At 75.2% G+C, this 13421-nt stretch carries 13 protein-coding genes; 8 read left to right on the forward strand and 5 right to left on the reverse strand.

Annotated elements, in window-relative coordinates; translation table 11 throughout:
* The first annotated feature begins 13 nt into the window (after window positions 1-13).
* Window positions 14-649, forward strand: coding sequence for an SIS domain-containing protein (locus ABZ386_RS33320; RefSeq protein WP_351345685.1), 636 nt, complete (start codon window positions 14-16; stop codon window positions 647-649).
* On the forward strand, window positions 646-2052 hold the full coding sequence (gene rfaE2 / locus ABZ386_RS33325; protein ID WP_351345688.1) for a D-glycero-beta-D-manno-heptose 1-phosphate adenylyltransferase: 1407 nt from the start codon (window positions 646-648) through the stop codon (window positions 2050-2052). Before ABZ386_RS33320 ends, rfaE2 begins: the two co-directional genes overlap by 4 nt.
* Before the next feature lie 22 nt (window positions 2053-2074).
* Here rfaE2 and ABZ386_RS33330 read toward each other — a convergent pair whose 3' ends face one another.
* The 4 genes from ABZ386_RS33330 to ABZ386_RS33345 all read right to left on the reverse strand — a co-directional run bounded on the left by ABZ386_RS33330 (window position 2075) and on the right by ABZ386_RS33345 (window position 6151).
* Window positions 2075-3376 carry an MFS transporter gene (locus tag ABZ386_RS33330; RefSeq protein ID WP_358967296.1) on the reverse strand — a complete coding sequence of 434 codons (1302 nt, stop codon included), beginning with the start codon at window positions 3374-3376 and terminating at the stop codon, window positions 2075-2077.
* 350 nt (window positions 3377-3726) lie between these two features.
* Window positions 3727-4290 (reverse strand): hemerythrin domain-containing protein, encoded by a 564-nt coding sequence (locus ABZ386_RS33335; protein ID WP_114249986.1) that lies wholly within the window; start codon window positions 4288-4290, stop codon window positions 3727-3729.
* 78 nt (window positions 4291-4368) lie between these two features.
* On the reverse strand, window positions 4369-4902 hold the full coding sequence (locus tag ABZ386_RS33340; RefSeq protein WP_351345694.1) for a DoxX family protein: 534 nt from the start codon (window positions 4900-4902) through the stop codon (window positions 4369-4371).
* Window positions 4903-4966: 64 nt separating this feature from the next.
* Window positions 4967-6151 (reverse strand): amidohydrolase, encoded by a 1185-nt coding sequence (locus ABZ386_RS33345; protein WP_358967299.1) that lies wholly within the window; start codon window positions 6149-6151, stop codon window positions 4967-4969.
* Between the two features lie 304 nt (window positions 6152-6455).
* Between ABZ386_RS33345 and ABZ386_RS33350 the strand changes: the two genes are divergently transcribed.
* From ABZ386_RS33350 to ABZ386_RS33375, 6 genes are all read left to right on the forward strand, one after another.
* The gene (locus ABZ386_RS33350; RefSeq protein ID WP_358967301.1) at window positions 6456-7919 is read left to right on the forward strand and encodes an ornithine decarboxylase; all 1464 of its coding nucleotides are present in this window, start codon (window positions 6456-6458) and stop codon (window positions 7917-7919) included.
* A 152-nt stretch (window positions 7920-8071) separates the two neighbouring features.
* Window positions 8072-8260, forward strand: coding sequence for a hypothetical protein (locus tag ABZ386_RS33355; protein WP_114249982.1), 189 nt, complete (start codon window positions 8072-8074; stop codon window positions 8258-8260).
* Window positions 8261-8281: 21 nt separating this feature from the next.
* On the forward strand, window positions 8282-8983 hold the full coding sequence (locus ABZ386_RS33360) for a hypothetical protein (RefSeq protein ID WP_358967304.1): 702 nt from the start codon (window positions 8282-8284) through the stop codon (window positions 8981-8983).
* Between the two features lie 23 nt (window positions 8984-9006).
* Window positions 9007-9945: a hypothetical protein gene (locus ABZ386_RS33365; protein ID WP_351346030.1), complete on the forward strand. Its 939-nt coding sequence runs from the start codon at window positions 9007-9009 to the stop codon at window positions 9943-9945.
* On the forward strand, window positions 9942-10859 hold the full coding sequence (locus tag ABZ386_RS33370; protein WP_351345706.1) for a hypothetical protein: 918 nt from the start codon (window positions 9942-9944) through the stop codon (window positions 10857-10859). Before ABZ386_RS33365 ends, ABZ386_RS33370 begins: the two co-directional genes overlap by 4 nt.
* The gene (locus ABZ386_RS33375; protein WP_356617660.1) at window positions 10856-11980 is read left to right on the forward strand and encodes a serine hydrolase domain-containing protein; all 1125 of its coding nucleotides are present in this window, start codon (window positions 10856-10858) and stop codon (window positions 11978-11980) included. Before ABZ386_RS33370 ends, ABZ386_RS33375 begins: the two co-directional genes overlap by 4 nt.
* A 61-nt stretch (window positions 11981-12041) precedes the next feature.
* On the opposite strand, the gene ABZ386_RS33380 is transcribed toward ABZ386_RS33375, so the two are convergent.
* On the reverse strand, window positions 12042-13409 hold the full coding sequence (locus tag ABZ386_RS33380; RefSeq protein WP_351345712.1) for a carbohydrate-binding protein: 1368 nt from the start codon (window positions 13407-13409) through the stop codon (window positions 12042-12044).
* Window positions 13410-13421 lie beyond the last annotated feature (12 nt).

Below are 13421 nucleotides of genomic sequence, written 5' to 3' on the forward strand. Positions count from 1 at the left end.
ACGCCCGATCCGCATGGACGAACACCCCGCACACCCCGCCCTCGACGCCGCGCGTCGGCACTGCGAGTCACTGGAGGAGGCCCTCGGCCGGTTCCGCCGGCACGGCCTGGACCGGATCGCGGACTGGGGCGGCCGGCTCGCCGACGTCCTCTCCGGCGGCGGCCGGCTGCTCGCCGCGGGCAACGGCGGCAGCGCCGCCCAGGCCCAGCACCTCACCGCCGAGCTGGTCGGCCGCTACCGCCAGGAGCGCCGCGCCTACTCCGCGCTCGCCCTGCACGCCGAGACGTCCAGCGTGACCGCCATCGGCAACGACTACGGCTTCGACCACGTCTACGCCCGCCAGGTCACCGCCCACGGCCGCCCCGGCGACATCCTGATGCTGCTGTCCACCTCCGGCCGCAGCGCCAACCTCATCGCGGCGGCCGTCACCGCCCGGCAGGCCGGGCTGCGCGTGTGGGCGCTCACCGGACGTGGTCCGAACCCCCTGGCGGAAGCCGCCCACGAGGCCCTGTGCGTCGACGCGGACAGCTCCGCGAACGTCCAGGAGACCCATCTCGTCGCCGTCCACCTGCTCTGCGAATGCTTCGACACGGCCGTGTCCACACCCCTCGCACGCCGCACGGTCCTCACCCACGGGAGCACGTCATGACCGGGCCGAAACCGCTCGCCGTCGTCGGGGACGTCCTCCTCGACGAGGACATCGAAGGCGTCTCCACCCGGCTCTCCCCGGACGCCCCCGCCCCCGTCGTCGACGTCACCGGCGACCGGCGCCACCCCGGAGGAGCCGGACTGGCCGCCGCCCTCGCCGCCCGCGGCGGCCGCGACGTGGTCCTGGTGACCGCACTCGGCGACGACGACGCCAGCGAGGCGGTACGACGTGACCTGCGCGGCCGGGTCCGGCTGCTGGAGATCCCGCTGAACGGCACCCTGCCCGTCAAGACCCGGGTCCTGGCGGGCGGCCGGCCCGTCGTGCGCATCGACCGGGGCGGCGGCACCCCCGGCGAACCCGACGACGCCGTCCGCGCGGCACTCGCCGACGCGCACGCCGTCCTGGTCGCCGACTACGGCCGCCACACCGCGGGCGCCCTGCGGCCGTACCTCGAGGACATCGCCCGCCGCACCCCCCTGGTGTGGGACCCGCACCCCCAGGGCGACCCGCCCGTGCCCGGAGCGCGGCTGGTCACCCCCAACGCGGCGGAGGCACACGCCCTGCACCCCGGCTCCGGAGGAACGTCGCTGGGCGCGTACGCCGAGCGCGGGGCGCGGCTCGCGGAGCGCTGGCGCGCGGCGGGCGTGGCCATCACCCTCGGCGACCGCGGAGTGCTGCTGGCCCGGCCCGGCGCCGGCACGCCGATGCTGGTCCCCGTGCCCTACCGGGCCGCCGGGGACCCGTGCGGCGCGGGCGACTGCTTCGCCGCGACGACGGCGGCCGCCCTGGCCGACGGCCTGCTCCCCGAGGAGGCGCTGCAACGGGCCGTGGCCGAGGCCGCCGCGTTCGTCGCGGCGGGCGGCGCGGGCAACCCCGACCTGTGGCGGACCCCGCCGGCACCCGGCCCCGCGGACGACCCGGCGACCGACGCGTTCGGACTCGCGGAGAGCGTCCGGGCCCGCGGCGGCACCGTGGTCGCCACCGGCGGCTGCTTCGACCTGGTGCACGCCGGGCACGTCGGCCTGCTGGAGAGCGCCCGGCGCATCGGCGACTGCCTCATCGTGTGCCTGAACTCCGACGCGTCCGTCACGCGCCGCAAGGGCCCGGGGCGCCCGCTCAACCCGGCGGCGGACCGGGCCAGGGTCCTCGCCGCCCTCGGCAGCGTCGACGCGGTCGTGGTCTTCGAGGAGGACACCCCGGAGGCGGTCCTGGCGCGCCTGCGCCCCGATGTGTGGGTCAAGGGCGGCGACTACTCCGTCCAGGACCTGCCCGAGGCGGAGGTCCTGCGGAGCTGGGGCGGGCAGGCGGTGGTCCTGCCGTACCTCGACGGCCGCTCCACGACCCTGCTGACCCGCAGGGCGGCGAAGGCGGTGGCAGGGGCGCTCAGGCCGTCGGGGTCCTGACAGGAGCCCCCGGTGGGGCCCCTCAGGCCGCCTTGCTCAGGGCCGGTACGTCGCCCTCCTCCGTGCGGAGCAGCACCGGGGCCGCGGCCCTGCGCTGCCGCAGCAGCCAGCCCGCCCCGATCGCACCCGCGATGAGCAGCCCGCCGGTGACCAGGGCACCGCGGGCCCCGGCCAGTTCCATGAGCAGGCCGAGCGCGGGCGGACCGCCCAGGCTCCACACCGTGCCGATGCTGCCCCACACGCCCAGCACGCGTCCGCGCAGGTGGGCGGGCGGGTCGGTCTGCAGGACGGCCGTACCGGCGGTGTCGGAGACGGACTCCACCACGGCCATCGGCAGCACCAGCGCGATCAGTACGACCAGCGACGGCGACAGCCCGGCCACCACCTGGAGCAGCCCACCGGCCGCCGCCAGCGCGCCCACCAGCCGCACCGACGGCCGGCGCAGCCGGGCGCCGAGCACCGCGCCGAGGATCCCGCCGATCGCCAGCACGGTCGACACCGTGCCGAAGGAACCGGCGCCACCCGCGAGGGGCCCGGTGACGAGCACGGCGAGGGTGAGCCCGTAGTTGCGGCCGAACACCGCGCTGATCCCGGTCACGCCGGCGAGCGCGACCAGCCGCGACCGGCGCGCGAAGAAGGCCAGCCCCTCGCGCACGCTCATCTCGGAGCCGGTGCGCTTGCCGGGTGCGGCGACGTGCCGGACCGCCCCGGCCGCCGGGCGCAGGAACGGGATGACCGACGCCACGAACAGGAACGACAGCCCGTTGGCGAAGTACGCGGCGGAGGTGCCGAGGAACCCGACCGCGACACCGGCGAGCGCCGCGCCCACGAGCCGGCCCGCCTGGTGCACCAGCGCCCCGACCCCGATGGCCGAGGGCACGTCCTCCGCCGGGACCAGGTCGTTGCCGAGCAGCGCGCACGCCGGGTTGTCGACGGTCGCGACGACACCGGTGACGGCGGCCAGGACCATCAGCGAGGTCATGTCGAGCCGGTCCAGCGCCACGAGGACGGCCGTGGTGAACGCGATCGCGCCGAGCAGGGCCTGGCTCACGGCGGCCGTCAGCTTCCGGGGCCACCGGTCGACGGCCGCACCGCCCAGGACGCTCATCAGCAGGGCGGGGGCGGCCTGCACGGACATGGACAGGCCGGTCGCGGCGGCGGACCCGGTGATCTGCAGGACCAGCAGGTTCTGCACCGTGAGCTGCATCCACGTACCGGCGTTGGACACGAAGTTCGCGACGGACCACCAGCGCATGCTGCGGTACCTCAGCGACCGCCAGGGCGAGCGCGAGGCGGGCTGGGCAGGGGAGGGCGACGAAGACACAGTGCGGTACTCGCAAGACGAGTCGGAGGACTCAGCAGGAGGAGGGGCGAGGAGAACGAGAGGCACCGGCTGCGCTGCGCGGTGGCTCCCCTCGCCGGGTACGGCGCCGACCATCGTGACAGAGGGGCACCCCGAGTCGTTTCCGTCCACACCTCGTCCACGACTCCCGCACATCCCAAAGGCCCACGGCTCCGGGGACTTTGGGGCCGTGAGTGTGGTTGATCACAGTCGTCGATCATGGCCGTCGTCACGTGACGGCGACCACAGAGCGTCGCGTGACGACGGCCACAGAACACGGAGAAGGGCCCGTCCCCGAGGCGACGGGCCCTCATCTCACGCTGTGACGGTGGTTACTCGAACTTCCCCCGGCCGCTCAGCGCGTCGCGCAACCGGTCGACCATGCCGGTGCCGGGCGCCAGGAGCTTGTTCGCCGGAGGCTTGTCGGGAGCCGCCGGATGGGGCCGGGTCGGGGCGGTCTTCTTCGCCGTGCGGACCTTGTCGCCCAGCTCGTTGAGCGTGTCCATCGGACAGGCCTGCCGCAGCCGCGGGAAGAGGTTCCCCTCCTCGTCCGCGATGTGCGAGCGGATCTCGCTCATCAGCATGCCCATCAGCCGGTCGAAGTCGGCGTCGCCCGCGTCGCAGCCCTCCAGGTCCTTCATGATCCGCTCGGCCGTGGCGTGGTCCTGGAGCTCCTGGTCGGCCAGGGCGTCGCCGCCCGCCACGTGCTCGCGCACGGCCGGATAGAGGTAGGCCTCCTCGGCCACCGAGTGCCGCACCAGCTCCATCGTGACCTGGTCCGCGTACACCTTGCGGTCCTGGTGACCGGACGGCAGCGCCTCGATCCTGCCGAACATCTCCTCGACCTCGCGGTGATCGGTCACCAGCTCGTCGATGACGTTTCCTCCGTGTCCCATGTCCTTCACCTCCAGCCCCCGGGTCCCCCGGGCCCCCAGGGGCTAACGCGCGGTCGGTCCGTACGAGCCCGCCGGGGGTCAGGCGGGGAGCTTGGCGCGGACCCGCGCGGCCGCGGCGGCCGGACGCGCGGTGGTGCGGACGGAACGCCGCACCAGGCCCGCGTCACGCCGCAGGCCGCGGGCGGCGTGCGTGCCGCGCCACAGCACCGAGGGGCGGGCGCCGGTGTCGTCGGCGGCGATCAGCAGCCCGCCGAGCATGGACATGTTCTTGAAGAAGTGGATGCGCTGCTGGGCCCGCTCCGAGGGGTCCTCCGCCTCCCAGAAGCGGTGCCCCGCCAGCGTCGTGGGCACCAGCGTCGCCGCGATGGCGAGCGCGGCCGGGCGCGGCATGCGTCCGGTGGCCAGCATCAGGCCCGCCACCACCTGCACGGCGCCGTTCAGCCGTACGACCTGCTCGGTGCGGTCCGGCAGCGCCGAGACGCGCTCGGTGACCGGTTGGACGACGGGCTCGGCGGCGTCGGCGACCTCCTTGGGGTCGCGGACGGAGTTCAGGCCGCCCGCGAGGAACATCGAGGCCAGCATGGGGCGGCCGAGCACACGCAACAGACTCATGGCCCTCTCCAGGGGTGTCGGTGGGTCCAGCGCTCGCCGGGTTCCCCACCTGGCCGGGAAGCACTCACCCGGTCCGGGCCGTCCGGTGCCGCGCCCACGCCTCCTTACGCAGCCCCTCGGAGAGCAGCACGTCGGCGGCGGTGCAGGCGAGGGCCCCGGTCGCCGCGACCAGCACCTCGCGGGCCCGGGGGGAGGCGGCCGCCGCGGCGAACTCCGGGGTGTGGTCGGAGCCGTCCTCGCCCATGATCGCGACGAACGGGTGGATGGCGGGCACCCGCGTGCTGACGTTCCCGATGTCGGACGACCCCAGGAACACGCCGGGCGCGGGCGGCGACAGCGGGATCCCGGCCCGGGCCAGGTGCGCGGCGAACCGCTCGGACAGCGGCGCGCTGTCCCGGAAGTGCTCGTAGCGCACGGTGGCGCGCTCCACCTCGGCGGTGGTGCCGGTGGCCCGGGCCACCCCCTCGGCGCACACCCGCAGCCGCTCCACCAGGTCCTCCAAGGCCCCGGTCGTGGCGGCGCGCAGCCCGAACAAGCCCTCCGCGTACTCGGGGACGATGTTGGTGGCGGTGCCGCCGTGGGTGACGATGCCCTGCACGTGCGAGCCCTCCGGCAGCCGCTGCCCCAGCGCGGCCAGCACGTTGAACAGCTCCACGAGCGCCGCGAGCGCGTCGACACCCTCCGTCGGGTTGCCCGTGGGGTGCGCGGCCCGGCCGTGGAAGGCCACCCGGTACTGCACCTGCGCGGTCAGCGGCGCCCGGGCCCAGTCGTACACGCCGGGGTGGAACATCAGCGCCGCGTCGACGCCGTCGAACACCCCGGCGTCCGCCTCGATCGCCTTGCCGCCCCCGCCCTCCTCGGCGGGCGTGCCCACCGCCAGCACCGTCCCGGCGGACGCCTCCGGCACGGCGGCCACCGCCAGCGCGGCGCCCAGGCCCGCCGCCGCGATGAGGTTGTGGCCGCAGGCGTGGCCGAGGCCGGGCAGGGCGTCGTACTCCAGGAGCAGCGCCACCGCGGGCCGGCCCCGGCCCGAGCGCGCCGTGAACGCGGTGGGCATCCCCGCCACGCCGCGCTCCACGGCGAAACCGGCGCGCTCCAGCTCGCCCGAGAGCAGGGCCGCCGCCCGGTGCTCGGCGAAGGCGTACTCGGGGTCGGCGTGCAGGCGCAGGGCCACGTCCCACAGCGCGTCGGCCCGGGCCGCCACCTCCTCGCGGAGGGCCTGGTGTACGTCGTCGAGCGTGCGGGCCACGGGGTCTCCTCGGAGTCGGGTGCGGTGGGCGTCCCTGAGGGCCGGCGGGTGCGGTGGGCGTCCCTGCGCGCCGGCGGGTGCGGTGGGCGTCCCTGAGAGCCGGCCGGGGGCCGGTGTGCCCCCGGGGCCCGGCCGGACTCCACCGCCGGTTCCGGTGTGCTCCCGGCCGGGTTTCACCGCCCGCCGCCGCGACACCCGCCCCGTTTCGACCGGTGCCCCGGTGCAACACGGTCGGTGTACCCGCCGGGCCACGACAGCGTGGACGCCGCGGCGGCGGCCGGGCGGGCCGGACCTGGGAGGAACCATGGACCACTCGCGCGTGCCCGTGCTGGAGGCGCTGGAGAACTTCCGGCGCCGCGGCGACATCGCCTACGGCCCGCCGGGCCACAAGCAGGGCAGGGGAGTGGACCCGAGGGTCGCCGAGATCGTCGGGCTCGACGTGTTCCGCTCCGACGTGCTCTCCCTCAACGGACTCGACGACCGCCGCCAGTCGCAGGGCGTGCTCAGCCGGGCCCAGGAGCTGATGGCCGACGCGGTCGGCGCCGAGCACGCGTTCTTCTCCACCTGCGGCAGCTCCCTGTCCGTGAAGACCGCCATGCTGGCCGTGGCCGGGCCGGGCGAGAAACTGCTGCTGTCGCGCAACGCCCACAAGTCCGTCGTCGCGGCCGTCGTCGTCAACGGCGTCGAGCCGATCTGGGTGCACCCGAAGTTCGACACCGAACGCCACCTGGCCCACCCGCCCGAGCCCGACGACGTCCGGCGGCGGCTCCGGGAGCACCCCGACGCCAAGGGCATGCTGCTCATCACGCCCACCGACTGGGGCTCCTGCGCGGACATCGGGGGAGTGGCCCGGGTGTGCCACGAGTTCGACGTGCCCGTCATCGTCGACGAGGCGTGGGGCGCCCACCTGCCGTTCCACCCCGCCCTGCCCGCCTGGGGCATGGACGCCGAGGCCGACCTGGTCGTGACCAGCGTGCACAAGATGGGCGGGGCGGTGGAGCAGAGCTCCGTCTTCCACCTCCAGTACGACCGGGTGTCGCCCGAGGCCCTCAAGCAGCGGGAGGACCTGCTCGGCACCACCAGCGCCTCCTCCCTCGTGTACGCCACCCTCGACGGCTGGCGCCGCCAGATGGTGGAGCAGGGGCACGAGCTCCTGGACGCCGCGATCCGCCGCGCCGACCGCCTCCGGGCCGCCGTCGCCGACCTGCCCGGACTGCGGCCCATGGGCCGGGAGGTCGTGGAGGAGGGGCTCGCCGCCGACCTCGATCCGCTCAAGCTGGTGATCGACGTGCGCAAGCTCGGCATGAGCGGGATGCAGGCCGCGGAGTGGTTGCGCGCCCACCGCCACGTGGACGTCGGCGGCTCGGACAGCTGCCGGGTCAGCGCCTCGATCACCCACGCCGACGACGACGAGACCGAGCGGGTCCTGGTGGACGCCCTGCGCGCGCTCGTCGAGCACGCCGACTCCGTCGAACGGCGGCCGCCGGTCCGGCTGCCGGAGCCCTCGGCGCTGGAACTGGAGCAGGCGATGCTGCCCCGCGAGGCGTTCTTCGCACCGGTCGAGCACGTGCCCGCCGAGCGGGCCGCGGGCCGTATCGCCGCCGAGATGATCAGCCCCTACCCTCCGGGCGTCCCCGTGGTGGCACCCGGCGAGGTCGTCACCGACGCGGTCCTGGACTACCTGCGCAGCGGCGTCGAGCACGGCGTCCTCATCCCGGACGCGGCGGACTCCTCGGTCCGCACGCTGCGGGTCGTGGCCCGGCGATGAGCACCCCCGCGAGATCCAGCCAGGGCTCAACCACTCACGACCGAGATGTTGAAAATGTGATTGAAGTGAATTCTGAGAAAGTTGGCATGCTTTGTCCGATTCCGGAGATCCGGAAGGTGAAGGTACTCGCTTCAGCTCAGGGAGATGGTGCTATGCCTTCCAAGGAAAAGGTCATCGAGGAACTGACCGGTGTTCCGAGTGTCGACATCGAGGCGGCACTCGACCCGGCCGAAGTCGACGGCGTCTACCGCGACAGCCGTGAGTGCGCGGCGCTGGCGCTCCAGTCAGGAGCGACCAAGCTGCTGCTGTCGCCGCCGACCCCGCGCCCGAAGAAGGGCTGAACGGACCGACAGGAGTAGTCCATGGAGCAGTCTGGCACCTCGACCCTCCTGCAGGGCGCGGTGCGGGACCTCGCTTCCGGTGTGGTCTCCGCTCTTCGGAGCGGAGACCACGCTCGCGCGACCGCCCCCTGGGCGGTCGACGGGGAAGCCGAGGGCCTCGCCGTCGCGGCCGTGCGCGTGCTGGGAGCCGACGCGCTGCTGCCGAGCACCCTGCTGCACGCCCCGCCCCTGCCCGACGAACTCGCCGTCTTCCGCAAGGCGGTCGAGGCCTACCCGCCCCGCGCGGACGCCGCCCCCACCGTCGTGTGGAGTCACTGGGCCATGCGGCGCACGCTGCGGCGGCTCGACCCGACCTTCCTCGACGGGCCCGCGTACGGCCAGGAACCCGACGCGGACGGGTTCGCCCGTGCGAGCTGGCAGTCCCTCACCCACCAGCTGGCGGTACTGGCCCCGCTCGCCCTGCCCGGCGAGGACAGCGCCGTCGCCCGCGTGGCCGGGCGCCGCCCGCTCGACCTCGCCCGGGGTTTCGTCCGCGCGGTGCGCCGCCGGGACTGGCGGCAGGCGGCCGGCGCCGGACGCTGGCTGACGCTGCTGGACGGCGTCCCGGACACGCTGGGACTCGACACCGGCCTCGACTTCGTGGAGCTGATGGGCGGTGAGGACCCGCTCGTGGCCCTGCAGGTCCGGGCGGCCCGGCTCACCCGGACGGGAGCGCCCGCGTGACGGCCGCCCTGGACGCCCGGCTCATGAGGCAGCCGGCCGAGGCCGCGCTGAACTGGGTGTCCGCGCGCCGGGCGGACTTCGCGCTGGGCGAGGACGCGCTGGCCGCCGACGGCGAGGTGAACCGCAGCTGGAAACCGCTCGGCGAGCTCGCCCTGATGTGCGCGGCCGTCGCCCGGAACACGGCACCCTCGGACCCGCTGCACGCCCGCGCGGCCGACCTGCTGGCCTTCGCCTGGCGGCAGACCGGCCACGGCGAGCTGCTCGTCCGCCTCCAGCGGCTGGAGCCCTTCGCCACCTACCCGCTGGAGGTGTACGCCGCCCTCGCCTCGACCGGACTGCGGCACCCCGGCTACGAGGCGGCCGCCACCGTGGTGGCCCGGACCCGCGGCTGGCAGCTCACCGAGCAGCCGGCGACCCGGCGGCTCGGCGTCCTGAACGCCGAGGAACGCACCGGCGTCCGCCGCTCGGACGGCATGCCGCGGGCGCTGCGCAGCACCTGGCTGGGCGGACTGCCGGAACCCTGGACCTTCGAACGCGACTCCGGATACGCCCTCACCCACGTGGTCTTCCACCTCACCGACTGGGGGCGCGTCGGCCCCGCCGGCCTGCCACCGGACCTCGCCGCCTATCTGGCCGACTGGCTGCCGCCCTGGCTCGACACCTGCCTGGACGCCCGCATGTGGGACCTGGGCTGCGAGCTGCTGGCCGTGGCGGCGAGCCTGCCCGAGCTGCCCGGACCCGCCGTGCTCCAGGACGCCTGGGAGCGGATCGCCGCGGCGCAGCACCCCTCCGGTGCGCTGCCCGAGGTGGGGGACAGCGACGACGGCGACCCGGACTTCGTCCGCCACTACCACTCCACCCTCATGACCGTCTTCGCGGCGTCCCTGACCACCGGGCGGCTCGACGGTGGCACCCCGGCCGGCACCCGCCGGCGGCACGGTGCGGAAGGAGTGCTGGGATGACCGACACCCGCCTGATCCACGACGTCGGGACCCGCGCCCTGGAATGGCTGTGGTCCCACCGGGACGGTTTCCGGCTGGAACCCGACGTGGACCCGGAGATCGGCTTCCTGGAGCGGTTCAAGCCCCTCGGCGAACTCGCCCTGATCTGCCGCGTCCTCTTCCGTGAGGGGGTGGCGGGATCGCGTCAGGCGGAACTGGCCCGCCGGCTCCTCGACCACGTCTGGCGCGAGACGCTGGACGGCGGCCGCATGCTGGTGCGGGGGCAGCGCACGGAGCCGGCGTCCCCCATCCCGTTCGAGGTGTACGTCCCGTTCAAGGAACTGGGCTACAGCCAACCGGAGCTGGAGCGGGCCGTCGCGCTGAACCACCGGCTGGACAGCTGGGTGGCCTTCGAGACCACCCCGACCCGCCGACTGGGCCTGTCCGCGTTCCAGCGCCGCTACGGCCTCACGCCCCGCCCGCCGGAGGCCGACCTCGTGGGCACGACCTGGCTGGCCCGCACCCCGGAACCCTGGACCGTGGAAGGCCACACCGCCTACGACGTCACGCACACGGTGTTCCACCTCACCGACTGGGGCGAGAACCCGGACGGCCTGCCGCCCCGGATCGCCGACTACCTCGCCACCTGGCTGCCGGCCTGGATCGACGACTGGCTGGACCTGCGGCGCTGGGACCTGCTAGGCGAACTGCTCGTGGTCGACGCCTGCCTGCCCCGCCCCACCCTGGACGAGGCCGCCTGGCATGCCTTCGCCGCCGCGCAGCAGCCGGACGGGGCGATGCCCGCGATCCGCACGATGCCCGAGGGCGATCCGGACGAGGTGTTCGACATCGTCTACCACCCCACCCTGGTCGCCGCGTTCGCGTCGTTCCTGGCCACGTCCCGGGCGCTCTCCGCCCTGTCGCACGCGTCATGACGGGCCGCCGGCACACCTTCTGGCCGGGCGACGCCCCCGACGGGGAGAAGACCGCCGCACAGGCGGCCGCCCCCGGACGGGCCCTCCGGACAACCCGGCCCGCGCCCCCGGGCGACGGCGCACTCGCCGCGCGGCTCGCGGACGCCGTCGCCGCCGCGGACGCCCCGGACGCCGTCTTCGCCCTCTCCCGCAACGGACACCGCACCGTCGTGAGCGGCGGCACCGCCGGACCCCCGCCGCTTCCCCGCGAAACCCTGCGCTACGAGATCGGCTCGGCCACCAAGACGTTCACCGGCCTGCTCCTGGCCCGGCTGATCCACGGCGGCGAGCTGTCCGGCGGCGAACCGGCCACCGCCCTCCTCGACGGGGGACGGCCCGTCGACGCCACGCCGGTGACGCTCGCCCACCTGATCACCCACACCGCCGGCCTGCCCGCCCTCCCGGCCGGCTTCTACGTCCGCGGCCTGCCCGCCTGGCACACCAACCCCTACGCCCGCTTCCCGGCCGCCCGGGTGGTCGACGCCTTCCTGCGCCACCGGCCGCGCCACCGCCCCGGCACCCGGTGGCGCTACTCCAACTTCGGCGTCGCCGTCCTCGGACACGCCCTGGCCGCGGCGACCGGCACCCCCTGGGAGGACCTCCTCACCGGCCAGGTCCTGCGCCCGCTCGGCCTGCACGACACCGCCCTGCGCGCCGACGACTCCGGCCGCGACGCCCCCGGACACGGCAAGGACGGCCGGACACCCGTACCCCCCTTCGACGCCGGCGGCTTCCAGGCGGCGGGCGCCGTACGGGCCACGCCGCACGACCTGCTCGCCTTCCTCGAAGCCCACCTGGACCCGGCCGGTGCGCCACCGCACCTGGCCCCCGCCCTGCGCGCGGTGCGCCGGCCCGTGCTCCGCCGGGGCCTCGGGCACCGGCACGTGCACACCCTCGCCTGGTTCCGTCACCCGGCCGACGGCGGACCGATGTACTTCCACAGCGGCGCGACCCTCGGCCAGCAGGCGTTCCTGGGCTTCCACCCCGGCACCGGCACGGCCCTGGCCGCCGTCTGCACCCGCCGCTTCCGCGCCCACGACCCGTTCGTGGCCACCGCGTACGCGCTGCTCGCCGAGGAGTAGCGGGCCCCGCCCGGCGCCGGCGGCACCTGCCGCACCGGCGCCGGACAGCCCTGGCCCTGCGTCACACCCGCTGCCACAACGCCGGTGTCCGGGTGGGGGCCCACGGGCCCTGGGCCTGGTGGGTCTGCAGGCACTGGTAGCGCACACCCGCGTGGCTCACCGTGACACCGGCCTCGTAGACCCGCCCCGCGGCCCACGTCTGCGCGACGTTGTCCTGCGGCGCCGGGGACTCGGCCTCGGCGGTCTTCAGGGTCAGGCCGAACTCGCTGAGCAGCGGATTGATCGGCTGGTAGAACGTGGTCCCGCCGTTCTTGCAGTCGCCCGTGCCGCCCGAGGTCACGCCCTGCGCCTGGACGCCCGCGACATAGGGCCCGCCCGAGTCGCCCGGCTCGGCGCACACCGTCGTCTGCGTCAGCCCGTCCACCTTGCCCTCGGCGTAGCTGACGCTGGTGTCGTGCTGCTCGACCTTGCCGCAGTGCCATCCGGTGGTCGAGCCGGAGCGGCACACCGCCGCCCCGACGAGCGCCTGCACGGAGCCGGTGATCTGCACCTTCTGCTCGCCCTCGCCCTTCACGTTCGGGGTGGCCGTCCACTGGTCGTTGACGCCCACCCAGGACATGTCCTTGCCGGGGAAGGTGGAGGCCTGGAACGTGCCCTGCTCCGCCTTGTTGTGCCCGGTCGTCTTCGCGCCCTGCTTCCCGCAGTGGCCCGCCGAGGCGAAGCCCGCCTGCTCGCCCTTGGTGACGGAGAAGCCGACGGAGCAGCGGGCGGTGCCGTCGATGTAGTAGGCGTCGCCGCCGGTGACGTCCTCCATCAGGCGCGGCCGGTTCGCCGTCACCTTCACGCCCACGCTCTTGGCGTCGAGGCCCGCCGCCTTCACGAACGCGGCCGCCGCGGCCTTGTTCCCGGCCTCCACCACGACCCGGTTCCCGGGGACGTCCACGTACCACAGCGGCGTGTCACGGGTGCTGACCCGGGCCGCCGCCGCGTCCAGCTTCCGCTTCACGACCTGGAGGTCGCGCAGCGTCTTCTTCACGACGGCCGCCTTGGCGCCCTGGGCCTTGATGGTGGGCACGTCCGCGGCGCTCGTGGTCGCCACCACGAGCTCCTGCGAGGTCGTGCCGCGCAGCCAGGCCCCCGCGAAGCGGTCGCCCAGGGCGTTGCGCAGCCTTCCCGCCCGGGTGCCCGCCTCCGCCTCGTTGACCAGCCGGCGGGACGCCTGGGCCGGGGTCAGTCCGAGGTCGCGCTCCAGGGCCCGCAGCAGTTGGGCCGACGGCCGGTCGGCGCCGAGGGTCTGGGCCGCCGAGGGCAGGGGGCCCGCCGCGGGCGTCGGCTCGGCCGCCGCGGCGGCGGGGAGCGCGGTGGCGGCGAGCGCGCCGAGCGCGGCCAGGGCCGCCCGGCGACCCGTCACGGCAGGTCTGTGGACCATGCGAACCATGCG

The organism is Streptomyces sp. NPDC006140, assembly GCF_040628815.1.
Classification (GTDB): domain Bacteria; phylum Actinomycetota; class Actinomycetes; order Streptomycetales; family Streptomycetaceae; genus Streptomyces.

Coding starts and splice junctions, on each gene's coding strand:
- ABZ386_RS33320 (WP_351345685.1), top strand. CDS start 14: ATGGACGAACACCCCGCACACCCCGCCCTCGACGCCGCGCGTCGGCAC.
- rfaE2 (WP_351345688.1), top strand. CDS start 646: ATGACCGGGCCGAAACCGCTCGCCGTCGTCGGGGACGTCCTCCTCGAC.
- ABZ386_RS33335 (WP_114249986.1), bottom strand. CDS start 4,290: ATGGGACACGGAGGAAACGTCATCGACGAGCTGGTGACCGATCACCGC.
- ABZ386_RS33340 (WP_351345694.1), bottom strand. CDS start 4,902: ATGAGTCTGTTGCGTGTGCTCGGCCGCCCCATGCTGGCCTCGATGTTC.
- ABZ386_RS33350 (WP_358967301.1), top strand. CDS start 6,456: ATGGACCACTCGCGCGTGCCCGTGCTGGAGGCGCTGGAGAACTTCCGG.
- ABZ386_RS33355 (WP_114249982.1), top strand. CDS start 8,072: ATGCCTTCCAAGGAAAAGGTCATCGAGGAACTGACCGGTGTTCCGAGT.
- ABZ386_RS33360 (WP_358967304.1), top strand. CDS start 8,282: ATGGAGCAGTCTGGCACCTCGACCCTCCTGCAGGGCGCGGTGCGGGAC.
- ABZ386_RS33365 (WP_351346030.1), top strand. CDS start 9,007: ATGAGGCAGCCGGCCGAGGCCGCGCTGAACTGGGTGTCCGCGCGCCGG.
- ABZ386_RS33370 (WP_351345706.1), top strand. CDS start 9,942: ATGACCGACACCCGCCTGATCCACGACGTCGGGACCCGCGCCCTGGAA.
- ABZ386_RS33375 (WP_356617660.1), top strand. CDS start 10,856: ATGACGGGCCGCCGGCACACCTTCTGGCCGGGCGACGCCCCCGACGGG.
- ABZ386_RS33380 (WP_351345712.1), bottom strand. CDS start 13,409: ATGGTCCACAGACCTGCCGTGACGGGTCGCCGGGCGGCCCTGGCCGCG.